Origin of the sequence: Frankia sp. R82 (assembly GCF_023716925.1) — a bacterium.
Lineage (GTDB): Bacteria > Actinomycetota > Actinomycetes > Frankiales > Frankiaceae > Frankia.
This window is the reverse complement of record NZ_JAMQQG010000007.1, coordinates 1-24,348: the sequence shown is the minus strand read 5'-3', so window position 1 is coordinate 24,348 and position 24,348 is coordinate 1. Positions and strand designations below refer to the sequence as shown.

Genomic DNA, 24,348 nt, shown 5'->3' with positions numbered 1-24,348 from the left:
GCGGTACAACCGGATGGGGCCTCCAGCATCGGAGGACCGTGCCCACCGAGAGGACCGTGCCCGTGACCTCGCCTCACACCCCCGCTGCAGCCTCGGGTGCGCCAACGGCCACGGTCGCCGGCCCGACGGGCGCCTCCCGGTCCACGGTGCGCTCCCCGGCGTTCGCCGTGCACCTGGGATCGGTCAACCCGAGGGCGTGGGTGGATGTCGCGGTCGAGGCGGACCGGCTCGGTTTCGAGTCGGTGTGGGTGCCCGAGCACGTGGTGGTGCCGATCGACACCAGCGGGAGCCCGTTCGCCGGCGCGGACCACCCGCCGATCCCGCCGAACGTCCCGGTGCACGACGCGATGGCCATGCTGAGCTTCATCGCGGCGCGAACCACGAACATCACCATCGGTACGAACGTGTTCAACCTCGGTCTGCGCCACCCGTTCCTCACCGCGCGGGCGGCGACCACGGTGGACATCCTCTCCGGCGGCCGGCTGGCCCTCGGGGTCGGCGCGAGCTGGCTGCGGGCGGAGTGGGAGGCGTTGAACCTCGACTTCGACACCCGCGGGGCACGGATCGACGAGACCCTCGACGTCCTGCGCCGACTGTGGACGGAGGAGGTCGTCGAACATCACGGCCGGTTCTTCGACTTCGGTCCGGTCACGTTCGAACCGCGATCGACGCGGCCGGGTGGGCCGGCGCTGCACATCGGCGGGGACGGGCCGGCAGCACTGCGCCGAGCCGCCACGTTCGGCACCGGCTGGATGCCGATGAACCACACCCTCGAGCAGCTGCCGGCGTCGCTGGAACGCCTGGGGGCCCTCACCGAACGCGCGGGACGCACCGAGCCGCTGGAGATCACCGTCCATGGCCAGGTGCAGCGACCCGAGGACGTCGAGCCCTATGTCGAGGCCGGGGTGACCCGGATCATCGTCCAGGCATGGACCCGCTCCCGGGAGGCGATCGAGGGGATGCGCCGCTTCGCCGAGAACGTCATCGTCCCCCTCGGCGCGCACTGACCGACCTCCCGGCACGCGCCGACCTCCGGCACGCCCCGGGTCGCAGGTCCCCGGACAGCACCCGGAGAACCGGTATCCTGTGCGGGCGCTATCCGGCTAGCGCCGGGAAAATCTGCACACATACAGTATTTTCGGAACTACCCGCAGTAAAGCGACGCAGGTCGCAGAAAATAAACCGCCTTCATGTTGCATCGTTATAGATGTCAGCACTAAATGCGGGAGTGACCTAATGCATTCTGTGGAGCACGTCACCATCACCGATCAGTCGGACGGTGGCTTAGCCATCGAGCTGCCCCGGCAGGACCTACGGCACCGCGCCGAACTCGCGGGCCGGACGGATCGGACGGGGGCTCGCGTGCGAGCCGCGCTGCGCTGCGCGAACGAACCGCTGCGCGCCCGCGTCCTCGCGCACGCACTCGACCTGCCCGCTGCCGAGGTGACCGCCGCCCTGCGGCGGCTGCAGGACCTCGGCGCAGCCACCTCGCGCGATCGCAGGTGGACCGCCGTCACCGACGACTGAACCAGCCGGGGGCACCGAGGCGACGAGCCGGCCGACGAAGCTCCGGCTCGCCTCGACCCCGATCAACCCCGGGCGTTCACCCCTCTTCCCATGCCCTCGTCGAGCGTTTTTCGACGGACTCGGCCGACCACCGGCCGGGTTTCCCCTGACGGGTGTCCCTGGCCGGCGTGATTGCGCGCGTCACATTATTGCTGCTTCATAACCGCGCGTCGTTGATGTTCGTTTCACGACGAACTCGCAGTTGACGGCGTTCTCGACGTTCAGGCAGGTGTCCGCGCCCGGGTTGGCGTCGATGGTGTCGGTGCCGTCTCCAAGACAGATCGCGACGCCGGACACGTTCGGCGCGACCCGCACAAGGTCGCCGCTCTCCAGCGCGTCGACGACGGTGTTGGTCGCCGTGTCATAGCGCGGCGACCCTGCGTTCACCCTGCTCGGAGATGCTCGCCCATGGGGGACCACGGGTTCGGGGACGGCAGATCTGTGGAGGCGGCGTGGGACGGCCCTCGGTCATCATCACCGGCGCGGCGTCCGGGATCGGGCTCGCCTGCGTCCAGCTGTTCGCTGAACGTGGCTGCAACGTGGTTGCCGTCGACGCCGACGAGGCCGGTCTCGCGGACCTGACCCGCACCCCCCGACCGGACGGGGTGCCGACGTCCGACCGGCCGGGCGAGATCGTCCCGCTGGTCGGGGACGTGTCCGCGCAGGAGACGGGCACCGCGATGGTGCAGGCGGCGGTGGACCACTTCGGCCGGCTGGACACCGTCGTGCTCAACGCCGGGATCGGCGGCACCCTGCCGTGGGAGGACGAGGGCGCGATCGCCCGGCTCGACCGGATCCTGGCCGTCAACGTGCGGGGCGTCGCGATCGGCATCCGCTCGGCCGCGCCGGCGCTACGGGCCACCGGCGGCGGCGCGATCGTCGTGACCGCATCCAGTGCCGGGCTCGCGGCCGACCCCGGCAACTGGGCCTACAACGCGTCCAAGGGCGCGGTGGTCAATCTGGTCCGGGCCGCGGCGCTTGACCTTGCCGCCACGAACATCCGGGTCAACGCCATCGCCCCCGGCCTCACCGAGACACCGCTGATGGCCCGCCATCGCGACGTCCCGGGCCTGGTCGACGCGTCCAGCCGGCGCATCCCGCTGCAGCGTTGGGGGCGTGCCCGGGAGCAGGCGGCGGCCATCTGGTTTCTCGCGTCGGCCGACGCCGCCTACATCACCGGTGCCGTGCTGGCGGCGGACGGCGGGCTGACCGCGATGCACGGCGCCGTCCCACCGCCGCCGCTGGCCTGACGTCCCACCCAGGGCAGGGGACCTGCGCAGCCGGCTCGGCCACATGGTCAACAGCGGTGCAACGGGGACGGGCGGGGCCGCACCTGGTGGTTGCGCTCTGTCGGGGATGGGCTCAGCACGGTGTGATGTGTTCACCGGCGGACGCGCACCGCGTCCCAGCAACCGAGGCGAGGAGGACTCCTGGTGAGTACAACGGGATTCTCCTCCTGGGACTGCGGATTCCGCCGAGGGTTGCTGCCCCGCTCGCATTCGGTTCCCCACCGCGGTGGGCGGATCGCCACGCGGGCGTGTATGGGCGGTGAGGCACACCGGGAGGGGACCTCGCGCATCGCACCATCAGGTCCTCTCCCGGACCCTGCACCAGCCGTCACCCCTCGCACCTGTGACCGGCAGACCGCCGCTGAGCACCAGACCACCACCGACCGGCAGACCGCCGCGCCGTCGAGGTCCGGCCAGCAGAACTCCGGCCAGCGGACGTCCACGAGGGCGCGGGTCGGGCCGACCGCACCGGCCGGGCCGGTTCCCCCGCCCCCGCCGTACTGGCGGCGCCCGGCCTGCGCTCCCGGGCTACGGTTCACCTGCCGCGGCGCCATCGTAATTATCCGTTACCGCTATGCCGGACGGACGTGCGAGCTGCGGATGCCCCATCAGCTGTGGTCGGCGTTCGTCGACGACGTGCGCACGGGACGGTTCGAGGTGCTCACCACGGCCGACGGGTCCATCGGCTGGACGTCCTGGAGCGCGGGCCACGGTCAGGTCGCCCGCGGCCTGCCCGACGAGATCATCATCCGGGTCGGAGTGGAAGAGCCACGGGAGAGCCGGCTGCCCTCGACGATCTGGGAGCTGATCCTCGTCGCGGTGCGGGCGCACGCCGTCGACAATCTTGACGCCCCGGCGCCGGCCCGGCCGAACGATCATCGGCCACCCGGATTCCTGCTCCTGCACGGCAGTGCCCTGCGCCCCGTCCGACCACGCCTCGACAGCCAGGACCGGCGCCCGAACGAACAGCTGGTTCGACCAGACGACCCGGCGCGGTCCGCGGAGGGCTGACCGCGCCGGGTCCGCCACCCGCACCCGCACCCGCACCGTGATGGTGCGGCCACAGACCAGGCGCCCCTGCGACGGGGATGCCTCAACCCGACGGGCCGCCCGCCGCCCCCACCCCATCAGCGGGCGGCCCGTCGGATGTCCACCGGCGCCCCGTGCCGCCCGTTCGGGCCGGCTGGCGGGTGCACCTGTGAGCCGTTCGCGGTCGCCGGGTGCACCCGTCCGAGTGCACCCGGCGCGACCAGCAGATTCGACGTCTTTCGAGCGGGACACGGGTGCCCTGCGGGTGCACCGGGGTGTTCCCACGGGGGTGCCCGCGGGCACCCGCTCACGGGTGTTCACGCGCCGCCGGCGACTCCGGGACGGCCGGCACCAGCGCCATGCCCCGTATCCGGGGCGATTCCGCGGTGCACCGGGAATTATCCTTTATTTCTGCCCGGAGCACATGTCCGCCGACCCGCTGACACCGATGTGCCCGGTCGCCGGATGCTGCTTTCAACAGAGCTTTTCCGGCCGGTCGGGGCGAAGTTCCGACCGGCCGGAACCACGTGGGTCAGACCGCGGCGAACGACACCTCGGTCGACTTGATCAATGCGGTGACCTCGAGACCCGGTGCCAGACCGAGCTCCTCGGCCGCTGCCCGGGTGATGGCGGCCGTGATCTCCACGCCCTCGCCCAGCGCGATGCGCGCGACCGACATCGCACCCCCGGAATCAAGCTCGACGAGCGTCCCGCGCAGCTTGTTTCGGATGCTCAGCCCAGCGGTTTCGCGGATGGCCACGGAGATGTCCGTCGACTTGATCAGCGCCGCGACGGGACTGCCCACACCCACCCCCAGCTCCTTGATCGCATCCATGGTGACGGTGGCCGTCAGCGTGTGCCCACCGGAGATCTCCATGGCGACGGTCCCCATGACGGAGCCGTAGACAACTTCGCTCACAATCCCGGTGAATTGATTACGAATACTAAGGACCATGAATAAATCCTACCCGGTGGATGTATCGGACGAGTTGCCACGACGAGGCCTCACCTTGACGGCGCGATCAACGCCGGACGGTAACCGGCCGCAACGTCGTCGACGCCGATTCCCCTCACCCGACCGCACCACATCGACGGGTGACCCCCTACCCCTTTCGGGCATAAATCCGCCGGCACGGGCACCACATCAGACCTGGTTCCGCATCTGCGTCAAAATTGCTACCATCGACCCGTAGTTGCGGAAGAAATGGCCCGCAACCTGCCCGTGATCCGCGGGTGCGCCCACGCAACCGGAAGGGACACAGGTGACGTCATTGCAGCTCAGCGTCATTATGGTTGAACTGGGACGGCGCGGTGCCCGGGAGCTGACGGCGAGCAGCGGCCACCAGGTGCTGGCACCTCCGGGCGGCTGGACTTCTGTTCGTAGCCGGGCGTCAACAGAGTTGATAATTTTTGACCCGACACGAAAAACGCCGGAAACCGACCGGCCCACAGCCGGCCGGCACCTTTGTTCTGACCCTTTCCAGCAGAGCCGACACGACCCGGCGAGCAGAGTAGGTGGCTGACGTGTTCTGGAGCGGTTCCGCGCACTCGCACGAGGAGACGAAGCAGTGGCTCGCCCGCGTCGATACCGTCACTCCGGTGCTGGTCCGGGAGCGTGAACGGACCGAACGAGAACGGGTGACGCCCGCGGCCGTCATCGACGCGCTGCGGGAACAGGGCATCCATCGCATGTGGGTGTCCCCGTCGTTCGGCGGCGGTGGCGTCAGCGTGCACACCGGCTCCGCCGTACTGCAGGCGCTCGCCCGGGTGGACGCCTCGGTCGCCTGGCAGATGGGTGTGCAGGGGGTCATCTCCCGGATGTCGGACTACCTGCCCGAGCAGGTCTCCGCCCAGCTGTTCGCCGAGTGCGACGGGCTCGTGGTCGGCGGCATCAACCCGACCGGACACGCCGAGCCGGTCCCCGGCGGCTACCGGCTGCGTGGCCGCTGGTCGTTCGCCAGCGGCTCGACCCACGCCGAGTGGCTGGTCTGCGCGAGCCTCGTCACCGATGACACCGATGACACCGGCGGCACCGATGACACCGGCGGCACCGGCACACCGCTGGCGCCCGGTTCCCCACCGCCCGTCCGCATGTTGTTCGTGCCCGCCGACGCGGTGCGCTTCGCCGAGGACTGGCAGTCGGTGGGCCTGCGCGGCACCGGCAGCGTGAGCTTCTCCGTCGACGACCTGTTCGTTCCCGAGGAGTTCACCGTCGACGGGAGCCTGCTGCGCCGCCCGCCGCAGACCCGGCCTTCGCGGGGATATCCCATCGCCTACTACGACTTCGGGCCGTTCACCACCGCCTCCACCGCCCTGGGCATCGCCCAGGACGCCCTGAGCGCTTTTCCCGGCATCGCGGTGGGCGCCGTGCCCGCACGCGGCAGCCAGACGCTGGCCTCCAGTCACACCGTGCAGGCGGGGCTCGCCCGGGCCGCCGGTCTGGTCCGGTCCGCGGAGCTCATGCTCGAGGATGCGGCCAACCATGCCGGCCCACACGGTCCGATCGGCGGCGAGGACCTGTCCGCGCTGATCAGGCTGGCTGCGGCCACCGTCGGGGAGAACACCGTGCGGGCCGTCGACAGTCTGCACAGCCTGGCCGGCACCCGGGCACTGGCCGAGAGCAGCCGGCTGGACCGCTGCTTCCGGGACGTCCACAGCGCTGTTGCGCACATCACGCTGGCTCCGGCGAACTTCGAGATGGTGGGTGCCTACCTGCTCGGCGACGCGCTGATGATGCGACGATGACCAGGACCCGCATCGGTGCCCGGACTGACACGCGGGCCTGGCGGGCACGACGGCGGACGCTGCCGAGCCGGCGCCGTCCCTGCCCCCGCCACCCGCGGATGCCCGATCGGCCACCGTCCAGACCCGGCCTCTCCCCGCGCCGACCCGCCCGCGGGCCCGCCTCGTTCGCCGGGACGCGCCAGGCGCCGATGACCAACGACGCCGCCTGAGCACCACGGCCTCCCGAACCCCGTCAAGCACCGAGCAGCAGGCACCGACCGACTCCGATACAACTGCGACGATCACCCCGACGCCTCGCGATTCGGGTCAATAATGAGCGGATGGCCTTCACATCTCCCGGTAGGATGAGCTCAATGCCCGCATTTGACGTGAAGCCCACCATCGTCGCCCATCCGGATAATCTGGTGGACGATTTCTGTCCTCGGCGCCATCGCTTTGACCGCAGGCCGGACAGATACCCACTTGTCACCTTTTCGACAGGTCTGGGTCGAGATGCAGCCATCAGGATGCGGAGGCCGACATGACCCACACGTGTCCCACCGTGGCCACACCGCAGGCGGCCCACGCTCCCTACCCGGGTGCCGTGGCGGCCGATGGTCCTGAGGTGCTGTTTGTCTGCACCCGGGGCGCCGGTCGTTCGCCGATGGGGGCGGCGCTACTCAGCCAGCACAGCCACGGTCGCATCCAGGCCCACTCGGCCGGTACCTCCCCCGCGCCGTGGACGGCGCCCGCGGTCGTCACGGCCATGGCCGAGCTCGGCATCGATCTGTCCGCCCACCGGCCCATCCGGCTGACCGATGACGCCGTGCGGTCCGCGTCCGTGGTCATCACCATGGGCTGCGGTGACGCCGTCCCGCAGTACCCGCATGCCCGGTACCTGACCTGGGAGGTCGACGATCCGGCCGAGCGACCGCTCGAAGAGGTCCGGTCCATCCGCGACGAGATCGACACGCGGGTGCGCGCCCTGCTCTACAGCCTCGGCGTCGCCGCCCGGGTCGGTCTGCTGCGCGGTGGCACCCCCGACCCGGGCCTGACGGACCCCGACCGGTCGGCCGCCGGCCCTCCCGCGGGCGGCTGTCCCGCCACCGACGGCTCGGGCGGTACGGGCCTGGTCGCCGGCGGGCGAATCGTCGGTGACGCGCTCACACCCCGGGCATCCGCCCCACCGATCGGTCCTCCGTTGATCGGGGCGCCGGCCGCCGGCCAGGTCCTCCGTGGGCCGGCTGTGTTCGGGCACGGCAGTTGGCCCCGCCGGCTGTCCGTCCCCCCGCCGCGCACCCGCGCCTACCTCGGCCGGGCACCGCAGACCGGACCGGCGCTGCACGGCTGAGTCCCCGAGCGGCCCGATCCCTGCGCGGCCCCGTCCCGCTCGACCGAGCGGCTTCGCGGCTCAGTGGCTGCGCCGGCCGACGCCGGCCGACGCCGGCTGAGACCGGCCCGGCGTCACTCGGCGGCGATGCGGCCGACATGGGCGATGGTGCACCGCAGCGCGGTGCCGCTGGGGACGTCCGCGCCGACCGGGTGGACGGTGAACGTCTCGGTCTGACCTGACCCGACCCGCAGCACAGAGGTCAGACCGCTTTCGATTTTGCTGTCGTTGGCCTGGACGTCGATCTGGATGACGTAGTTCGACTGTTTGGACGAGCCGTTGTGCACCGTTCCCCGCACCACCGCCCGGTGGTTGTCGGGGTCGCGCGTGCAGTTGGTGATGCGCACGTCGTTGGCCACCCCGGACCCGCTGGACGAGCAGCCGACGAGCAGGCCGGTGCATGCCGCGGCGAGCCCCAGCAACGCGCCGCCCGCGCCTACCCGCGCTGTGGCGCCACCGGCCGCGACCAGGCGTGGACGCCCTGGCTCGCCGCCGGCCGAGAGCAGAGCCCGGGCTCGGGCACGGGCACGACCGCTCCGGTCGGCGCGGATGACTCCCGCGCGTCCGGACCGGCAACAATCACGCGAGGACCGCATTCTTCGAGCCTATGAGGCGGCACCGCCGTTGGCTGCGTGGTAACGATTCCCGTACTGTCAGCTCCCTGACTGCGTCCGCGAGAAACCGATCGCGCGCCACCGGCGAACGGGACCGGGCCGTGTCCGGAGGACCGGGCCGGCGCCACGGTTCCCACTCACGTACCGCGGTGCATCCCGCCCGTGTGGACGGCCCGGTTTCCACCGGCCCGGTTGCGGCCGGCCTGATCCCGGTTGGCCTGATCCCGGTTGGTCCGGTCCCGGCTGGCCTGCTCGTCGTCGTGGTCGGCGTCGAACACGACCCAGCGGCCCCGCCCGGCGTTCTTTGCCCGGTACAGCGATCGATCGGCGGCCCGCATCAGCTCGTCGAAGTCGCCCCCGAGAACCTCACGTTCGACCAGCCCCACGCTCGCCCCCACGGTGAACAGGTGGCGGCCGATCCGGATCGGTTCGGCCAGGGCGGCCAGCACCCGCGCGGCCACCGCCGTCACGTCCTCGATGCCGTTGGTGTCGGCCAGCAGCAGGACGAACTCGTCCCCGCCCATCCGGACCAGCAGCTGCCCGTCCGCAAGCGTGGCGCGCAGCCGCTCGGCGACAGCTATGAGCAGCCGGTCACCGACATCGTGCCCGTGGCCGTCGTTGACCGCCTTGAACCGGTCGAGGTCGACGAAGCACAGGCCGATCCGCCGCGGCCGGCCGGTGGCGGTCAGGTCGCCGACCCGTTCACCGAGGGCGATGCGGTTCGGCAGGCCGGTCAGGGCGTCGTGACGGGCCTGGTGTCGCAGCACCTCCTGCAGTTGGTGACGTTCCGTCACGTCGGTGACGAGAGTCAGCTGGACGTCGCATCGTCCACCGCTGTGCTGGCAGGACGTCGACAGTTCGGCGTACACGACCGCCCCGGACGGCCCGCGCAGCCGCAGCTCACTGCGTAGTCGCGGCTCGGCCCGCGGGCCGCGGGCGGACCCGCCGCGCCGCTGGGCGGCCAGCTCCAGGCCGAGGTGCGCGGCATCGTCCGGGTGGGCGAAATCGGGCAGCGACCGGCCGATCATCCGCGCGGGCGAGACGCCGACCATCCGCGCGAACGCCTCGTTGGCGTCCTGGATCCGACCGTACTCGTCGGCGAGGACGATACCCACGGTGGGCGCGGAGAAGATCAACCGCACCCGCTCGGCGGTGGCCTGGTGGGCGGCCCGGTGAATCCGGCCCTGGTCGGCGAGGATGCGTTCACGCAGCGCCTGGGTGTAGCCGCGGACGAACGCGCCCTGCAACGCGGCGATCCGGCCGGTGAGCTCGGGGTTCGGTTCCAGCGCGAGCGCGGTGAGCAGCTGTGCGCCGCAGACCTCGACGGTCGCGGCGAGCGCGTCGCAGGCACCGTAGGTGTGCTCGAGCAGGGCGACGGCGACGGGTGCCGCTTCCTGGGCGACGAACGGTTCGCGCAGCAGAACGTCGACCAGCCGCTCGGACAGCCCGTGCAGCCGCCGTTCGACGTCGGGCTGGGGACTGTCCGGGAAGCTCGCACCCACGATCGCGCGGGCCCATGCCCGGGCGAAACCGTCAATCCCTTGGGCCCGGGCCGCCGACGCGGGCCCCACGGCCCGCAGCGCCCCGCCGGGCGGAGCCATGGACGCCTCCATCCAAGCTACCGGCGGCCCACCGCGGCGAGCGCCACGGACCGTTTCGGGTCGTCCCTCAGCGGGTCGAGCCCGGCCGGACCCGGGTCGGGCCGCCAGCTCGGTGAGTGCACGAGCCCGGGCTCGACCAGGGTGTAGCCCTCGAGTAGCCCGGCGATCTGCTCCTTCGTCCGCGGGTTGATCCCGGTGGACGTCCGGTCGTAAACGCCGCGGACGTTGCGGGACTCGTCGTTCCAGTCGTCGGCGACCAGATGCGACACGGCCAGCGCGCTGCCCGCGACGGTCGCCGCGCGAAAGGCCCGCACGATGGCGCCAGGGTCGTCCTCGTCGTCGATGAAGTGCAGCACGGTGACCATGAGGACGGCGACCGGACGGGTGAGGTCGAGCAGGGCGGTGACCGGTTCGGAGCGCAGCACCGCCGCCGGGTCCCGGACGTCGGCGCGCAGCATCGCGGCCCCCGGGTTGTCGGCGAGCAGCATCTCGGCGTGGGCGACCGCCACCGGGTCGATGTCGACGTAGACGACGCGGGCCTTCGGGTCGAGGTGCTGGGCGATCTCGTGCACGTTGCCGACGGTCGGCACGCCCGAGCCGAGGTCGAGGAACTGGTTGATGCCGAACTCGGTCTGGATGTGGCGCACGGCCCGGTGCAGGAACAGCCGGTTCGAGCGGGCCACCAGCGGCGCGTCGGGGAAGGTCCGCACGACCGCCGCGTAGGCGTCCCGGTCGGCGGCGAAGTTGTGCGAACCACCGAGGGCGTAGTCGTACATGCGCGCGGCGCTCGGCCGGTCGACATCCACGCCCGTCGCCCATCCGGGTACGTCAGCCATCGTCACCCTTCCCGTTCGACCGGCCCAGCGCGGGCACGGACGGTGAAAGAATTGTCCATGCTCGCAACATTCGTCACCAGGCGGGTCGGTCAGATCGCACTGGACGATCAGCCCCGGGCCAGCCGGTCACACGCAGCGTCACCGACACGGAGCCACCCCGGCCAGACCCCGTCGGCCGGCCCGGCGACCATCCACGACCGGCCGGGTGTGGCCACCGCGGGCGCCGGCTCACAACCGAAGACCGGACAGACCGGCCCGGGACCAGAAAAGGACCAGCACACATAGTCACCCGGCGGAATCGCGCGTACACCCTTGCTGGCGCTGCCGGCATCGTCGGCGTTACCCGGCTGCCGGTGAAGGTGCACGTGCCGCGGACGTGGTGGAGGACCCCGGTGGAGGAGCCACGTAGATGACGCGGGTGGATGGAGCCAGTCAAAGGAGCGGCCGGACGCGCCGGCGAAAGAACGCGCGAGCGACCCGCACATCCGCAGAACAAAATGCCGGCGGAATACACCGATGCAGAGAACCGGGCCTGCACCGGACGGCCGGATCCGCACCCCACGACCAGCCGGACGGGCATCCCGGCAGCCAGCCGGCCCAGGCCCCGCCCAGGCGAGCACCGTCGACCCCGCGGCGACCGGCTGCGGGCCAGGAACACCGAGGCAGCCGGGCCTGCGGGAGTCGCAGAACCCCGCTCGGCCCGACGTGGGGGCGGGCGGTAAGGTGAACGCCGGACATCACGCGGTCCTTTTCCCAGGTTGCCCCCACAGGTGGGTCGCCGCCCGCGGAACAACCACACACGACGCGATGTCCGGGCTAGGCCTATTCGCCCGCCGGATCAGATGTGCTCCACACCACACAATGCGAGCTCCATCGTCGCGGAGTGAGGTGACGATGAACACGATGCCAGGGCGCTCATAGGGCGGAAGATAGTCAGGGGAGACCCGTGTGCTCGTGGGGATACGGTCTCCGCGGCGCCAACGGGCACCGCTGGGAGTCAAGAGTTTGAGCGGAGAAGGATCGTGAATACGGACAGCGCCCACACCGGGCATGCCGGCGAACCGGAACGGCTCGAGGGGCGCCGGAGCTCCCCGCACCGCGTGGTGATCATCGGCTCTGGCTTCGGCGGATTGTTCACTGCGCAGGCTCTTCGCAAGGCGCCCGTCGAGATCACCCTGGTTGCCAAGACCACCCATCACCTGTTCCAGCCGCTGCTCTACCAGGTAGCGACGGGCATCCTGTCCGAGGGCGAGATCGCCCCGACCACCCGTGAGGTCCTCAGCAAGCAGGACAACGCCCAGGTCGTGCTCGGCGAGGTGACCGAGATCGACGTGAAGGCCCGCACCGTCACGTCACAGCTGCTCGGGCGCACCACCGTGCAGCCCTACGACAGCCTCGTCGTCGCCGCCGGAGCCGGGCAGTCGTACTTCGGCAACGACCACTTCGCCACGCACGCCCCGGGCATGAAGAGCATCGATGACGCCCTCGAGCTGCGCGGGCGGATCTTCGGCATGTTCGAGCTCGCCGAGGCCTCCACCGACCCGGCCGACATCGAGCGGCTGCTCACGTTCGTCGTGGTCGGCGCGGGCCCCACCGGCGTGGAGATGGCCGGGCAGATCGCCGAGCTGTCACGGCGCACGCTCAGGCACGACTTCCGCAGCATCGACACGACCCGGACCCGGGTGATCCTGCTCGACGCCGCGCCCGCCGTGCTGCCGCCCTTCGGCGAGCGGCTCGGCGAGAAGGCGCAGGACAAGCTCGAGAAGATCGGCGTCGAGGTCCAGCTCGGCGCGAAGGTCGTCAACGTCGATGCGACCGGCATCGAGGTCGAGGACGCCGACGGCTCCCGCCGGCGCATCGAGTCGGTCTGCAAGGTGTGGGCCGCCGGGGTCGCGGCAAGCCCACTGGGCAAGCAGCTTGCCGAGCAGACCGGTGCCGGCATCGACCGGGCCGGCCGCATCGAGGTGCTGCCCGACCTCACCCTGCCCGGCCACCCCGAGGTCTTCGTCATCGGCGACATGATGAGCCTCGACCGGCTTCCTGGCGTCGCCCAGGTCGCCATCCAGGGCGGACGGCACGCGGCCAAGGAGATCCAGGGCTGGGTGGCGGGCAAGCGCACCGGCAACCCGTTCAAGTACCACGACAAGGGCAGCATGGCCACCATCTCGCGGTTCAGCGCGGTGGCCAAGATCGGCAACGTCCAGTTCAGCGGATTCTTCGCCTGGCTGGTCTGGCTTGCCGTGCACCTCGTCTACATCATCGGGTTCAAGCACCGCCTGACCACCCTGCTGCACTGGACGGTCAGCTTCATCGGCCGCGGCCGCTCGGAGCGCACCGTCACCGAGCAGCAGATCTTCGCCCGGGCGGCCCTGCAACGCCTCGGGGACAACTTCGCCCCGTCCCTGCCCCCCAAGGCGGACGAGGCGCCCAGCTGGACCGGCGCCGCCCGCTCGGCGGTACCCGCGCAGCCCACCCCGGAGGCGAACGGCCGGGCCGCGTCCCGCGTCTGACAAGGACCCCCCTCGCACCCTGAGTAAAAGCACCACGTCAGGCGTCTGGCCGTCCATGCGGCACGGCCCAACGGCCACCGCGACCATGACCGCCCGGGCCGGGAGATAATCTCCCCGACCCGGGCGGTTCGCGTGGGGACACCCATCGCCCCTGCCCTGCCCCGCCCGCCGAGACCCCAGCCGCCGAGACCCCGCCCCGAACCCCGGCCCGGCGCCACCTCCGGGCTGGCGGAGACACCGATCGGGTGGGTGCCGGCCATCATGCCGGCCGGGGCACCCCACGCGTGGTCATCCCCCGCACGCCGCCCGGCGGCCACCCCGACCCCCCGCGCGGATCGACCGCACACCCCACCGTCCGGACCACGCTGATCACGTGCCCGCCCGGCGGCCCACCTGCCGACTCCACCGTCCGGATGCACTGACTCGGCAACCGGACACGGTTCGCATCTGGTTCACATGTCAGCGCGCCACCATGGCGAGGACGGCGCGCCACCCCGGTGCGCCACGCCGTCACCTACGGCGTGTGGACGGGTGAAAGGACAGCAACGATGCGCAGGTTCATGAGCACGCGACGGGGTGCCGTCGTGGCCGCGGTGGGCATGCTCGGTCTCGGACTCGGCGTCGGCGTCGGACTGACCGGCACGGCGGCGTTCGCCGACACCCCCGCGTCCGCCGGGGCCTCCCCGTCCGCACCAGCGGCGACGGCGGGTGACCGGCCCGGAGCGGATCACCCGAGGCTCGCCGAGGCCCGCCGTCTGCGCCAGAACGCGCTGCACGGCGAGGCGACCGTGAAGACCGACCACGGCTACGAGGTCGTCGACGGGCAGCGCGGCAAGGTCACCACGATCAGCCCGACCTCGCTCAGCGTCACCAGCGAGGACGGCTACGCCGCGACCTACGTCCTGACCGGCGAGACGAGGTACCGCGTCGACCAGAAGGCGGCCAAGGTCACCGACATCCATTCCGGCGACACCGTGACCGTGCGCGCCCGCACGGTGGACGGCACCCACACCGCCGTCGCCGTCGCCGAGCCGAAGGCCTGACGACCGTCCGTCGGATCCCCGCGGGACCAGTCGGGATGATGCGACAGTCAGGTACTCCGTACCCGTCTCATACGATGACGCACCGGACGAACTGATCCATCCCGACAGCCGCCTCGCGACCGGACAACGTCTTTTCCGGACGGCGTCCCGCGCGGCGACCCGGCCCTGCGGCTCCGACCCGACCCGCGCCGCCGACCGGTGGCGCCCGACGCGGTGCCGCGTCCGCCGGGAGGAGGACGAGGGCACGATGATCAATAGTGGCGGGATCAACAGCGGCGGGATCGACGGCGGGGCAAGGGGCGACGGCGGCGCAGACAGCGGTGGCAGGGTCGACAGCGGCGCCCGGGTCGGTACGCATGTGCGGACGAACCGGGCGCGCTGGAACGAGATCTCCGACGAGTACCAGCGGTTGAACGGGCCACAGATCCGCCGGCAGGCGTTCACCGGGGACATTTCCTGGGGGCTGTGGGAGATTCCCGAATCGCGGCTGAGGGTGCTGGGCGAGGTCGACGGGCGGGATGTGCTGGAGATGGGCTGCGGCGGCGGCCAGTGGTCGACGGCGCTGGTCCGCCGTGGGGCGCGGGCCGTCGGGCTGGACCTGTCGGAACGGCAGCTGAGCCACAGCCGGCGGCTGGCCGCCGACACGGGGCTCGGCTTCCCGCTGGTGCAGGCGAGCGCCGAGGCGGTGCCGTTCGCCGAGGCATCTTTCGACATCGTCTTCGCCGACCATGGCGCGTTCAGCTTCGCCGACCCGATGCGGGCCATCCCGGAGGCGGCCCGGGTGCTGCGTCCCGGCGGACTGCTGGCCTTCAGCCACGTCAGCCCGATCTACGAGGTCACCGTGCGTCCCGGCCGGGACTCCCCCGGCACCCGTCTGATCCACGACTATTTCGGCCTGCGGCTTGTCGCCGAGGCGGACGGTCTGGTCAGCATGAACCTGCCGTACGGGGCCTGGATCAGGCTGTTCCGCGACAGCGGCCTGATCGTCGAGGATCTCCTCGAACCGCGCCCGCCGAGCCCCGTGCCGGCCGCCGTCCAGTCCGACCCGGTGTTCGACGGCCAGGCGGTGTTCGACGGCCAGGCGGTGTTCGACGGTCAGGCGGTGTTCGACGGTCAGGCGGTGTTCGACGGTCAGGCGGTGTTCGACGGTCAGGCGGGGGAAGCCTCCGGTGGGCGCGACGACGAGGCGTGGGCCCGCCGGTGGCCGTCCGAGTGCATCTGGCGGCTCCGCAAGCCGGTGCGGTGAACACGTCCGGCGCGGCGGCGGTCGACGGACCGGCAGCGGAGCTGGTCGACGCGATGGCCCGTCTCGCCCCGCGGTTCGCGCCAGTCATGGACGTCCCCGCCCAGGCCGCACCACCGTGGACGCCGGTGGTGGTGTCCCGCCGCGACGACCGGCTGATCGTGCGCTGCGGCGACCTCGTGCTCAAGGCGCATCCGGCCGGTACGGATCCGCAGCAGCTGGCCGCCCGGCTGCGGGTCGCCGCCCGCCCGGCGCTGCGGAAGGTGCTGCTCGCTCCGCTTCCCCTGGCCGAACCGCCGGTCCCGACCGGGCGGCCGGAGACGTTCGTGGCCCGGATCGGGTCCCAGCTGGTCAGCGCCTGGCCCGCGGGGCACGGTCTCGGGGCACGCGACGTCGACCGGGCACCCTGGGCGCCGGCCGGCGCGCTGCTCGCCCGACTGCACCGGTTCCCGGTCGGCCTCGGCGATCTCGCCACCCTGCCGGCGGCGAACGTCCTGCGCCGCCTCGCCGATCGCGTCGCCCGGCTGCGCCCACACGCCGGTCATCAGCTCGCCGCCCCCGTCCTCGCCGCGCACGACACCCTCGCCGATCCGGCGGCTTCCCGGCCGGGTCGGCCAACCACGGTGGTGCACGGCGACTGGCATTTCGGCCAGCTCGTCGCGCTGCCCGACCTCGGGTGGCGCGTCATCGACGTCGACGATCTGGGGCTCGGCGATCCCGCCTGGGATCTGGCCCGCCCGGCCGCCTGGTTCGCCGCCGGGCTGCTGACCATGGACCGGTGGGCTGCTCTGCTGGACGCCTACCGCGCCGGCGGCGGGCCCGCCGTCCCGGCCGACGGCGACCCGTGGCCAGTGCTCGACCTGCCGGCGCGCGCACTCACCGTGGAGTACGCCGCGACCGCCGTCGCCGACCACCTCGGCCTGGCCGGCGCGGACCGTCCGATGGCGGACGTCGACCGGGAGTTCGTCGCCGCCTGCGCACGCATCGCGGCAGCACACCGGTCGGCACCGGACTGACCGGCCGAGACGGACCGACCGGCAGAGACGGACCGACCGGCAGAGACGGACCGACCGGCAGAGACGGTCGGGAAGGCGACTGCTCGGCGGCGGTGTGCAGTCCAGCCGATACGCTCGAGGCAAGATCCGATGTCTGGCGCACGCTGATCGGCAGGTGGCAACCGTGAGCTACACCCTGCAGTGCCCGAAGTGTCACGCGGCGATGCGGACGTACAACCGCAACGGCGTCCAGATCGAGCAGTGCGACGGCTGTCGCGGCATCTTTCTCGACTACGGCGAGCTGGAGGCACTGACCCGACTCGAGGGGCAGTGGAGCCAGCCGCCCCCGCCTCCCGCCCCCGCCCCGTACGCCCAGCCCGGCGGCTTCCCGCAGGGCGGTCACTACGCCGCGCAGCCGGTGCCGTACCCACAGCCCGGGCACTACGACCAGCCCGCCTGGGGTCACGGACACGGGCACGGTCGCGCCAAGCACGGTGGCTTCGCCCGCATGCTGTTCAGCTCCTGAGCTGCCCGGCGCCTCGCCTGCGGGCTCTGGACGAGATCGCCTGGTCGCCGGGAACGCCCCACCCGGTCGCGGCCTCGCCCGGTCACCGGGTGGCGCCTGGTGTTGACTGGAGGCCATGCCTCTGACTGGAGAGTACGAACCCAGCCCCGCGTCCTACGTCCGCGACCAGGTCGCCGAATACGAAAGCTCCGGCGGCACCCGGGGCAACGACCTCAAGGGCGTGCCCGTCATCATTCTGACGACCAGGGGCGCGAAGTCCGGGAAGATCCGCAAGACCCCACTGATGCGGGTCGAGCAGGGCGGCGCCTACGCGGTGGTCGCTTCGCAGGGCGGCGCGCCGAAGCACCCTGTCTGGTATCACAACATAGTGGCCGATCCGCACGTCGAACTGCAGGACGGCGCGGACCGGCGGGACTACGTCGCCCGCGAGGTCACCGGCGACGAGAAGGACCGCTGGTGGGACCGCGCGGTCGCCGTCTGGCCGGACTATGCGGACTACCAGCGCAGGACCGACCGGGTGATCCCGGTCTTCGTGCTGGAGCCCGTCGCCTCCTGATCGGTCTGGTCGGTGTCCGCCCCGGGTCGACGCGTCGGCGCGCCAAGCTGCCAGGCCAGTGACACCGCGGCGATGCTCTGGGCGCACAGCAGGCCGACGAGCACCACCACCTGAAAGCGGGCCGCCCCGGCGGGCGACGCGCCACCGAGCAGCGCGCCGACGAACGTCCCCGGCAGCGTGACCAGGCCAACCGTGCGGGTCTGGTCCAACGCCGGGACGAGCGCCTCGGCGACGCTGTCTCGGGCGATGTCCACGACCGCCCGCCGCGGCGGTGCGCCGAGGGCGAGCCACGCCTCCACCTCGTCCCAGCGACGACGCAGCCCGTCGTCGAGGCGCCGGCCGGTCAGTGTGCAGGCGGTCATCGTCCCGCCGACGATGCTGCCGGCAAGCGCGACCAGGGTGCGCACCGTGGGCGACACCGCGCCGACGGCGAAGATGAGCCCGACGGTCACTCCCGCGCCCAGCAGGCACGAGACCGTGACCCGCCGGGTCGCCGCGACGAACCCGGCCAGGCGCCGCGACGCCGTCACCACCGCGGCGGTCAGCATCACCGCCAGGACCGCGATGGAGGCCAGCGGCGCGGCGAACACCCCGCGCAGGGCGAGCCCGATGACGGTGAGCTGGACGATCGCCCGTAGCGAGGCGGTCACCACGCCCGTTCGGCGCGGGATCCGGGCCCAGGACAGCACCCCGACGGCCACCGCGAGCAGCAGCGCCAGCCCCACGCCCAGCCGCACGTCGACCTCCGCCGCCGCGCTCACCTCCCCGGGCCCCGCCTCGTCGGTGCTGGCGGCCGCTGTGTCCGCCCGGGCAAGTCCTACCATCTGTAGTAGCTGACCGGGGGCGTTTCGACGGGGCCGGGAACGGCGCCGGTGCGGCGGCGTAACGGCGGAAGGGGTACGGATGCGGGTGCATGGGTCCGGAACGCGGCACGGATGATCACAGGACTTGAGGTCGCGACGATCACCGTCACGCTGATCGTCGCGGTGGCCTGCCTGGTACAGGTCCTGCGGGACCGGCCGGTCGGGGTGGGGCTGCTGGTCGGTGCCGGCGGATGCGAGCTGGCGCTGGTCGCCCAGGCGGTCGCCGCGGTGGTGAAGCTGATCGGCGGCGAGCAGGCCGGGGAGCCGGCCGTGTTCGTGCTGTATCTGATCGCCTCGGTCGTGGTGCTGCCGATCGGGGTGTGGTGGACGCTCGGTGAGCGCTCCCGCTGGGGCAGCGCGGTCCTCGGCGTCGCGTTCCTCGCCGCCGCGATGGTCGTCGTCCGACTTGGGCAGGTCTGGGCGAGCGCCGGTGGCTGAGACCTCGTCCGGGCCGGGGCGGATCCTGGTGACCGTGTACGCGATCTTCGCGGTGGCGGCCTGTTCCCGCTCCGCCGTCCAGATCGCCACCGAGTTCGACCATGCCCGGCTGGCCTACCTGCTGTCCGCGTTCGCCGCCGTGGTCTATGTCGTGGCGACGGTGGCGCTCACCCGCCGCGGGCCGCGCTGGCACCGGGTCGCGGTCGCCGCCTGCGCGACGGAGCTCGCCGGTGTGCTCGCGGTCGGCACCGCCAGCGTCCTGGACCAGGGTGCCTTCCCTGACCAGGCCGTGTGGTCCACCTACGGCAGCGGCTATCTGTTCATCCCGGTCGTCCTGCCCGTGCTCGGTCTGCTCTGGCTGCGCCGCACCCGGGCGGCGATGGCCTGATCCGCCCGTCCCGGGCTACCGGCCACATCCGTGACCAGGCCCGGCCGGCATCTCGTAGGTTCGCGGTATGCACACGCTCACCCGGGACGAGGCCGTCGCCCGCGCGCAGTTGCTGCGCGTCGACGGCTACGACATCGAACTGGACCTCACGGCGGCCCGCACGTCGACGGAGTTCGGTTCGACGACCCGGGTCCGGTTCAGCCTGCGCGACCCGGCCGAGGACGCCACGGGACCCGACCGGGCCGGCCCCGACGGGAGCGCCCCCACCGGCCCGTCGGCGCGGCCCGCCGGCGGCTTCGCCGAACTCAAGGCCGTGGACGTCCACGACCTGCGGCTCAACGGCCGCCCACTCGGCCCGGCGGCGCGCGATGGCAACCGGATCCTGCTCGGCGAGCTGGCCACGTCCAACGAGCTCGTCGCGTCGACGACGATGCGCTACTCCAACACGGGCGAGGGGCTGCACCGGTTCAGCGACCCCGAGGACGGCGAGGTGTACCTGTACGCCCAGACCTTCCTCGACGACGCCCAGCGGATCTTCGCCTGTTTCGACCAGCCGGACCTCAAGGCCCCGGTGCGCCTGGTCGTGCTGGCGCCGCCGGACTGGGTGGTGCGGGCCAACGGCGCCGGCCGGCAGACCGCGCCGGGACGCTGGGAGTTCACCGAGACACCACCGCTGGCAACGTACTTCGTCACCGTGGTCGCCGGGCCGTACCACCTCATCGAGGACAGCCATGACGGGATCGCGCTCGGGCTGCTGTGCCGCCGGGCGCTCGCGCCGCATCTGCAGGCCGACGCGGGCGAGATCCTCGAGGTGACGAAGTCCTGTCTGGATCGCTACCACGAGCTGTTCGCCGACCGTTACCCGTTCGGCAAGTACGACCAGGCGTTCGTCCCGGAGTTCAACGCCGGGGCGATGGAGAATCCGGGCTGTGTCACCTTCCGCGACGAGTTCGTCTACCGTTCGGCGGTGACCGACGCCGAACGTGAGCTGCGGGCGGTCGTCATCGCGCACGAGATGGCCCACATGTGGTTCGGCGACCTGGTCACCATGCGCTGGTGGGACGACCTGTGGCTGAACGAGTCGTTCGCCGAGTACATGGGCTACCGGGTCACCGCCGAGGCGACCCGCTTCACCGACGCCTGGACGAGTTTCGCCGTCGGCCGCAAGGCCTGGGGGTATGCCGCCGACCAGCGACCCTCGACCCATCCGGTCGCACCCGTCGACGTCGCCGACACCGCCCTCGCCCTGCTGAACTTCGACGGCATCTCCTACGCCAAGGGCGCCTCGGTGCTGCGCCAACTCGTCGCCTGGGTCGGCGAGGACGCCTTCCGTACCGGCCTGCGCGCCTACTTCGCCCGCCACGCCTACGGCAACGCCTCCCTCGACGATCTGCTCGTCGCCCTGTCCGCCGCCAGCGGTCGCGACCTCACCGACTGGGCGCAGCTGTGGTTGCGCCGCGAGCAGGTCACCACGCTCACGCCACGGATCTCCGTCGACGAGGCCGGCCGGTTCACCGCGGTCACCGTGCGCCAGAGCGCCCCGCCCCGCTACCCGACCCTGCGCCCCCACCGCGTCGGCATCGCCGTCTACGGCGTGTCACCCACCGCACCCGCCTCCCCCACGCCGTCCGCCGGGGTGAACGGCGTGGGGGGCGTGGACGGAGCGCTGGCGTTGCTGCACCGGGTCGAGGTCGACCTCGCCGCCGACGCCCCGGACGGCGATACCCAGGTCACCGACCTGCTCGGCACGCCGGCCGGACGGCTGCTGCTCGTCAACGACGGCGACCTGACCTACGCCAAGACCCGGTTCACCGCCGCGGACCTGGAGTCCCTGCCGAACACCCTGCCGCACATCACCGACCCGCTGGCCCGCGCGGTGATCTGGGCCGCCGCGGCCGACGCGACCCGCGACGCCGACTGGCCCGCCGAGCGCTACCTCGACCTCGCCGAGGCCGCGCTGCCCGCCGAAACCCAGCTTGCTGTCTTCGAGGACGTCCTGCGGTTCGCGCGCACCGTCGCCCTCAACCGCTACCTTGCCCCCACCGACCGCGCGGACCCCGCCGCCCGCCTGCACGCCGCCTGCCGGCTGGTGCTTGCCGAGGCCGCCCCCGGCAGCGGACGGCAGCTGTCCGCAGCCCGCGGCACCATCGGCCTCGCCGGGCCGGACGACGCCGCCGAACTCGCCGCCTGGCATACCGGCCGGGACGCCCCTGCCGGCCTGGTCGTCGACCCCGAACTGCGCTGGACACTCCTGCACCGCCTGGTCGTGCTGGGCCACGCCGGCGAGCGGGAGATCGCCGCCGAGGCCCGGCAGGACCGCAGCGCCCGCGCCGCCGAGAACGCCGCCCGGGCCCGCGCCGCCATCGCCAGCCCCACCGCCAAGGCCCGCGCCTGGGACCTGATCATGCTGTCCGACCAGCCGTCGGCCCGCCTGGTCGCGGCCACCGCCGACGGCTTCTGGCAGCCCGAACAGGACCAGCTCACCACGCCCTACGTGGAACGCTACTTCGACCAGGTGCCCGCGATGACCGCCCGGCGCACCCCGCACGCCGCCCGCCAGATCGCCACCGCCGCCTTCCCGCACTTCGCCGTCTCCCCCCGCACCGCGCGCGCCGCCGACGCCCTGCTCGCCCGCACCGACCTCGGGCAGGTCCTGCGCCGCGTCGTCATCGACGCCACCGACGAGCTTCGCCGCGCCGTCCACGCCCGCGCCCTCACCACCCGCCTCGCCATCGCCCGCCTCACTGCCTCCGGCTCCGGCCTTCGCCCATCGTCGCCGGCCCCGCGCCAGCCCCGGCCCTGACCAGACCGGCAACGGGCACACAACGCACAGATCGGCCGGACACGGTGGCCCCCTGGCGACAAGCGGCCAGTTCGTTGTCGCTCCAGCGACGTTCACGGTCGGTCGGTTGCGCGCTCGGGCATTGTCGGCAGGACAACGGCGACCTTCGGGACGCCAAACCATGATCGACATAGCTATGATCTGCGGCACATGCTCCCGGCGCGGGAGCGGACGCGCCCAGGCGGGGACACCTGGGCGCGGGATGAGGGGGACGGGGAATGACTGTCGACGCACAGCCGTCGGCCAGACCGGGGGTTCGGGGCGGGGCGGTAGCCGGGGTGCTACTACTCGGCGCCGCGGTCGCGGTGGCCACGGGGGTCTATGCAAAGGTTCACGAGCCGGCCGGAAAACCACTGTTCGACCTGGGGTTTTCCGGCACGCTCCCGATGAAGGCCTGGCTGACGACGGCGGCCGTGGTGCTGGCGCTGGTACAGCTGATCTCGGCGCTGTGGATGTGGGGGCGGCTACCCGGCGCGGGTAGGGCCCCCGGATGGATCGGGCCGCTGCACCGGTGGAGCGGGACGACCGCGTTCGTGCTGACGCTGCCGGTCGCGTTCACCTGTATCTGGTCGCTGGGGTTCGCCACCGGTGAGGCCCGGGTGGTCGTGCACGGCATCGCCGGTTGCGCCTTCTACGGGGCCTACGCGGCGAAGATGCTGAGCCTGCGGGTCCGCGGGCTGCCCGGCTGGACCCTGCCGGTGCTCGGTTCGCTGGTGTTGTCGAGTCTGGTAGCCCTGTGGCTGACCGCCTCGCTGTGGTTTTTCACCCAGTCCGGCATCCCGCATGTCTGAGCGCGGCGGGTCCGTCCCGCGCCTGCCAGCAGCCGACTCCGACCGCCGCCAGCGCCCGAATCCGAGGACGACGTCATGACGCAGGAAGCTCCGAGCCGGCGGTTGGTCGTGCCCGGCATCGTGGTCACGGTGGCCGGCGGCGCGGCGGGGTTCGCCGTCGCCCACGGCAGCGACGCGGCCAGGCCGGCCGCCAGCTCGGCCTCCGCCGGTGGCGGCGGTGCCGAGGGCACGGGCACGGGCGCCGCGGCGGGCGCGCTCGCCAGGGTGGACGACGTGCCGGCCGACGGCGGGGTGATCCTCGAGGGTCCCGGCATCGTGCTCACCCGGGACGAGACCGGCACGGTGCAGGGGTTCTCGACGGTCTGCACCCACCAGGGGTGCAAGGTGAGCTCGGTGGCCAACGGGAAGATCAGCTGTCCCTGCCACGGCAGCGCGTTCGACACCCGCACCGGCCAGCCGGTCGCCGGGCCGGCGAAGGCCCCGCTGCCCCCCGTTGCGGTGACCGTGCGCGGCGGCAGTGTTTTCCCCGCCTGACCGGCCTGCCCCGCCTGAGCGGCCTGCCCCGCCTGAGCGGCCTGCCCCGTCTGAGCGGTTCTGTCCGCCCGGCCGGGACCTCCCGGCCCGGCGGGCGACGGCAGACGTCCCGGCTCCGTTTCCTCGTCCTGGAAAGGACACGCAGTGAGCACCCTGCGGATCATCGCCCCGTCCGGTGAGGCAGTGCTCGAGCCGGAGCGCGACCATGTGGTCGGGCGCGGCCGGGACTGTGACGTGGTCATCTCCGACGGACGGGTGTCCCGGCGGCACCTGCGCCTGGAGTCGACCGCGGACGGTTGGCTCGCCCGCGACATCAGTTCCAGCGGCATCTGGGTGGACGGTTCCCGGGCCGGTGTCGTCCCGTTGCGCGGCGGCGAGGTCCGGCTGCGGCTCGGCGCGGCCGACGGCCCGTCGGTGACGCTCATCCCGCCGCCCCCGCCCGCACCGGTGGCCTCGGCCCAGGAGGCGGCCCCGGGCGAGCCGGATCTGACCGAGCAGGAGACGATGCTCGCCGGCTCGGGCGCGCCCACGGCGGGCCGGCCCCGCCCACCCGCCAACCCCGTTCCGCCG

24 protein-coding genes are annotated in these 24,348 nt (G+C 72.3%); 18 read left to right on the top strand and 6 right to left on the bottom strand.

Translation table 11 applies throughout. From position 1 onward, the window contains the following. Positions 1–62 precede the first annotated feature (62 nt). Together ND747_RS02940 and ND747_RS02935 are read left to right on the top strand one after the other, a co-directional pair. Positions 63–1,007 (top strand): TIGR03619 family F420-dependent LLM class oxidoreductase, encoded by a 945-nt coding sequence (locus ND747_RS02940; protein ID WP_251731553.1) that lies wholly within the window; start codon positions 63–65, stop codon positions 1,005–1,007. A 229-nt stretch (positions 1,008–1,236) separates the two neighbouring features. Beyond that, complete coding sequence (locus ND747_RS02935; protein WP_251731552.1) at positions 1,237–1,527, top strand: hypothetical protein; 291 nt, start codon at positions 1,237–1,239, stop codon at positions 1,525–1,527. Positions 1,528–1,707: 180 nt separating this feature from the next. Here the strand turns inward: ND747_RS02935 and ND747_RS02930 are convergent, their stop codons facing one another. Beyond that, positions 1,708–1,953 carry a hypothetical protein gene (locus tag ND747_RS02930; RefSeq protein WP_251731550.1) on the bottom strand — a complete coding sequence of 82 codons (246 nt, stop codon included), beginning with the start codon at positions 1,951–1,953 and terminating at the stop codon, positions 1,708–1,710. Between the two features lie 65 nt (positions 1,954–2,018). Here ND747_RS02930 and ND747_RS02925 point away from each other — a divergent pair, with 65 nt between their 5' ends. Together ND747_RS02925 and ND747_RS02920 are read left to right on the top strand one after the other, a co-directional pair. Further along, a complete protein-coding gene (locus ND747_RS02925; protein WP_251731548.1) occupies positions 2,019–2,816 on the top strand; it encodes an SDR family oxidoreductase in 798 nt (265 codons plus the stop codon). Between the two features lie 639 nt (positions 2,817–3,455). Further along, complete coding sequence (locus tag ND747_RS02920) at positions 3,456–3,866, top strand: hypothetical protein (RefSeq protein ID WP_251731547.1); 411 nt, start codon at positions 3,456–3,458, stop codon at positions 3,864–3,866. Positions 3,867–4,416: 550 nt separating this feature from the next. On the opposite strand, the gene ND747_RS02915 is transcribed toward ND747_RS02920, so the two are convergent. Beyond that, the gene (locus tag ND747_RS02915) at positions 4,417–4,839 is read right to left on the bottom strand and encodes a molybdopterin-binding protein (RefSeq protein WP_251731546.1); all 423 of its coding nucleotides are present in this window, start codon (positions 4,837–4,839) and stop codon (positions 4,417–4,419) included. 569 nt (positions 4,840–5,408) lie between these two features. Here ND747_RS02915 and ND747_RS02910 point away from each other — a divergent pair. Together ND747_RS02910 and ND747_RS29635 are read left to right on the top strand one after the other, a co-directional pair. After that, positions 5,409–6,629, top strand: a complete 1,221-nt coding sequence (locus ND747_RS02910; RefSeq protein WP_251731612.1) for an acyl-CoA dehydrogenase family protein — start codon at positions 5,409–5,411, stop codon at positions 6,627–6,629. 520 nt (positions 6,630–7,149) lie between these two features. Continuing rightward, positions 7,150–7,959, top strand: a complete 810-nt coding sequence (locus ND747_RS29635; RefSeq protein WP_308204546.1) for a hypothetical protein — start codon at positions 7,150–7,152, stop codon at positions 7,957–7,959. Between the two features lie 113 nt (positions 7,960–8,072). Here the strand turns inward: ND747_RS29635 and ND747_RS02900 are convergent, their stop codons facing one another. The 3 genes from ND747_RS02900 to ND747_RS02890 all read right to left on the bottom strand — a co-directional run bounded on the left by ND747_RS02900 (position 8,073) and on the right by ND747_RS02890 (position 11,049). Then, the gene (locus ND747_RS02900) at positions 8,073–8,594 is read right to left on the bottom strand and encodes a hypothetical protein (RefSeq protein WP_251731544.1); all 522 of its coding nucleotides are present in this window, start codon (positions 8,592–8,594) and stop codon (positions 8,073–8,075) included. 155 nt (positions 8,595–8,749) lie between these two features. After that, positions 8,750–10,213 (bottom strand): sensor domain-containing diguanylate cyclase, encoded by a 1,464-nt coding sequence (locus ND747_RS02895; RefSeq protein WP_251731542.1) that lies wholly within the window; start codon positions 10,211–10,213, stop codon positions 8,750–8,752. 17 nt (positions 10,214–10,230) lie between these two features. Continuing rightward, positions 10,231–11,049, bottom strand: coding sequence for an SAM-dependent methyltransferase (locus ND747_RS02890; protein ID WP_251731540.1), 819 nt, complete (start codon positions 11,047–11,049; stop codon positions 10,231–10,233). A gap of 1,022 nt (positions 11,050–12,071) precedes the next feature. Between ND747_RS02890 and ND747_RS02885 the strand changes: the two genes are divergently transcribed. The 6 genes from ND747_RS02885 to ND747_RS02860 all read left to right on the top strand — a co-directional run bounded on the left by ND747_RS02885 (position 12,072) and on the right by ND747_RS02860 (position 17,922). Then, complete coding sequence (locus tag ND747_RS02885) at positions 12,072–13,559, top strand: NAD(P)/FAD-dependent oxidoreductase (RefSeq protein WP_251731539.1); 1,488 nt, start codon at positions 12,072–12,074, stop codon at positions 13,557–13,559. A 560-nt stretch (positions 13,560–14,119) separates the two neighbouring features. Continuing rightward, the gene (locus tag ND747_RS02880; RefSeq protein ID WP_251731537.1) at positions 14,120–14,602 is read left to right on the top strand and encodes a hypothetical protein; all 483 of its coding nucleotides are present in this window, start codon (positions 14,120–14,122) and stop codon (positions 14,600–14,602) included. A gap of 247 nt (positions 14,603–14,849) precedes the next feature. Continuing rightward, entirely contained in the window at positions 14,850–15,848 is a 999-nt protein-coding gene (locus ND747_RS02875; RefSeq protein ID WP_251731535.1) for a class I SAM-dependent methyltransferase, read from the top strand. After that, on the top strand, positions 15,845–16,861 hold the full coding sequence (locus ND747_RS02870; RefSeq protein ID WP_251731533.1) for a phosphotransferase family protein: 1,017 nt from the start codon (positions 15,845–15,847) through the stop codon (positions 16,859–16,861). Before ND747_RS02875 ends, ND747_RS02870 begins: the two co-directional genes overlap by 4 nt. 175 nt (positions 16,862–17,036) lie before the next feature. Beyond that, complete coding sequence (locus tag ND747_RS02865) at positions 17,037–17,366, top strand: zf-TFIIB domain-containing protein (protein ID WP_285899894.1); 330 nt, start codon at positions 17,037–17,039, stop codon at positions 17,364–17,366. Between the two features lie 115 nt (positions 17,367–17,481). Next, positions 17,482–17,922: a nitroreductase family deazaflavin-dependent oxidoreductase gene (locus ND747_RS02860; RefSeq protein ID WP_251731530.1), complete on the top strand. Its 441-nt coding sequence runs from the start codon at positions 17,482–17,484 to the stop codon at positions 17,920–17,922. Here the strand turns inward: ND747_RS02860 and ND747_RS02855 are convergent. Continuing rightward, complete coding sequence (locus ND747_RS02855; protein ID WP_251731528.1) at positions 17,862–18,746, bottom strand: ABC transporter permease; 885 nt, start codon at positions 18,744–18,746, stop codon at positions 17,862–17,864. The genes ND747_RS02860 and ND747_RS02855 overlap by 61 nt on opposite strands. A 111-nt stretch (positions 18,747–18,857) precedes the next feature. Here ND747_RS02855 and ND747_RS02850 point away from each other — a divergent pair, with 111 nt between their 5' ends. The 6 genes from ND747_RS02850 to ND747_RS02825 all read left to right on the top strand — a co-directional run. Next, positions 18,858–19,223, top strand: a complete 366-nt coding sequence (locus ND747_RS02850; protein WP_251731527.1) for a hypothetical protein — start codon at positions 18,858–18,860, stop codon at positions 19,221–19,223. After that, complete coding sequence (locus tag ND747_RS02845) at positions 19,216–19,611, top strand: hypothetical protein (RefSeq protein WP_251731525.1); 396 nt, start codon at positions 19,216–19,218, stop codon at positions 19,609–19,611. The genes ND747_RS02850 and ND747_RS02845 overlap by 8 nt, the downstream gene beginning before the upstream one ends. A gap of 67 nt (positions 19,612–19,678) precedes the next feature. After that, entirely contained in the window at positions 19,679–22,414 is a 2,736-nt protein-coding gene (pepN, locus tag ND747_RS02840; protein WP_251731523.1) for an aminopeptidase N, read from the top strand. Between the two features lie 257 nt (positions 22,415–22,671). Further along, on the top strand, positions 22,672–23,244 hold the full coding sequence (locus ND747_RS02835) for a DUF6529 family protein (RefSeq protein ID WP_251731521.1): 573 nt from the start codon (positions 22,672–22,674) through the stop codon (positions 23,242–23,244). Positions 23,245–23,319: 75 nt separating this feature from the next. Further along, the gene (locus ND747_RS02830; RefSeq protein WP_251731520.1) at positions 23,320–23,778 is read left to right on the top strand and encodes a Rieske (2Fe-2S) protein; all 459 of its coding nucleotides are present in this window, start codon (positions 23,320–23,322) and stop codon (positions 23,776–23,778) included. Between the two features lie 144 nt (positions 23,779–23,922). Beyond that, positions 23,923–24,348: FHA domain-containing protein (locus tag ND747_RS02825; protein ID WP_251731518.1), on the top strand; the 426-nt coding region annotated here is incomplete at its 3' end.

Coding starts and splice junctions, on each gene's coding strand:
- ND747_RS02830 (WP_251731520.1), top strand. CDS start 23,320: ATGACGCAGGAAGCTCCGAGCCGGCGGTTGGTCGTGCCCGGCATCGTG.
- ND747_RS02900 (WP_251731544.1), bottom strand. CDS start 8,594: ATGCGGTCCTCGCGTGATTGTTGCCGGTCCGGACGCGCGGGAGTCATC.
- ND747_RS02920 (WP_251731547.1), top strand. CDS start 3,456: ATGCCCCATCAGCTGTGGTCGGCGTTCGTCGACGACGTGCGCACGGGA.
- ND747_RS29635 (WP_308204546.1), top strand. CDS start 7,150: ATGACCCACACGTGTCCCACCGTGGCCACACCGCAGGCGGCCCACGCT.
- ND747_RS02850 (WP_251731527.1), top strand. CDS start 18,858: ATGATCACAGGACTTGAGGTCGCGACGATCACCGTCACGCTGATCGTC.
- ND747_RS02855 (WP_251731528.1), bottom strand. CDS start 18,746: ATGGTAGGACTTGCCCGGGCGGACACAGCGGCCGCCAGCACCGACGAG.
- ND747_RS02880 (WP_251731537.1), top strand. CDS start 14,120: ATGAGCACGCGACGGGGTGCCGTCGTGGCCGCGGTGGGCATGCTCGGT.
- ND747_RS02890 (WP_251731540.1), bottom strand. CDS start 11,049: ATGGCTGACGTACCCGGATGGGCGACGGGCGTGGATGTCGACCGGCCG.
- ND747_RS02860 (WP_251731530.1), top strand. CDS start 17,482: ATGCCTCTGACTGGAGAGTACGAACCCAGCCCCGCGTCCTACGTCCGC.
- ND747_RS02935 (WP_251731552.1), top strand. CDS start 1,237: ATGCATTCTGTGGAGCACGTCACCATCACCGATCAGTCGGACGGTGGC.
- ND747_RS02835 (WP_251731521.1), top strand. CDS start 22,672: ATGACTGTCGACGCACAGCCGTCGGCCAGACCGGGGGTTCGGGGCGGG.
- ND747_RS02875 (WP_251731535.1), top strand. CDS start 14,850: ATGATCAATAGTGGCGGGATCAACAGCGGCGGGATCGACGGCGGGGCA.
- pepN (WP_251731523.1), top strand. CDS start 19,679: ATGCACACGCTCACCCGGGACGAGGCCGTCGCCCGCGCGCAGTTGCTG.
- ND747_RS02915 (WP_251731546.1), bottom strand. CDS start 4,839: ATGGTCCTTAGTATTCGTAATCAATTCACCGGGATTGTGAGCGAAGTT.
- ND747_RS02895 (WP_251731542.1), bottom strand. CDS start 10,213: ATGGCTCCGCCCGGCGGGGCGCTGCGGGCCGTGGGGCCCGCGTCGGCG.